Origin of the sequence: Klebsiella sp. HMSC16C06 (assembly GCF_001808325.1) — a bacterium.
In the GTDB taxonomy this organism is placed as follows: Bacteria; Pseudomonadota; Gammaproteobacteria; order Enterobacterales; family Enterobacteriaceae; genus Klebsiella; species Klebsiella variicola.
The window spans coordinates 1-600 of record NZ_KV792987.1 but is presented as its reverse complement, the minus strand read 5'-3'; the positions used below and the strand labels follow the sequence as shown (position 1 = coordinate 600).

The window sequence follows — 600 nt, the reverse complement described above, 5'->3', positions numbered from 1 at the left end:
AACTGCTCTTTAACAATTTATCAGACAATCTGTGTGGGCACTCAAAGTGACATGGATTCTTAACGTCCTCGGACGAAAAATGAATACCAAGTCTCTGAGTGAACATACGTAATTCATTACGAAGTTTAATTCACGAGCATCAAACTTAAATTGAAGAGTTTGATCATGGCTCAGATTGAACGCTGGCGGCAGGCCTAACACATGCAAGTCGAGCGGTAGCACAGAGAGCTTGCTCTCGGGTGACGAGCGGCGGACGGGTGAGTAATGTCTGGGAAACTGCCTGATGGAGGGGGATAACTACTGGAAACGGTAGCTAATACCGCATAACGTCGCAAGACCAAAGTGGGGGACCTTCGGGCCTCATGCCATCAGATGTGCCCAGATGGGATTAGCTGGTAGGTGGGGTAACGGCTCACCTAGGCGACGATCCCTAGCTGGTCTGAGAGGATGACCAGCCACACTGGAACTGAGACACGGTCCAGACTCCTACGGGAGGCAGCAGTGGGGAATATTGCACAATGGGCGCAAGCCTGATGCAGCCATGCCGCGTGTGTGAAGAAGGCCTTCGGGTTGTAAAGCACTTTCAGCGGGGAGGAAGGC

At 51.8% G+C, this 600-nt stretch carries 1 rRNA gene; it reads left to right on the top strand.

Features of this window, described 5'->3' with window-relative positions:
* Positions 1-147 precede the first annotated feature (147 nt).
* A 16S ribosomal RNA gene (locus HMPREF3142_RS04690) occupies positions 148-600 on the top strand; the annotation flags it as partial.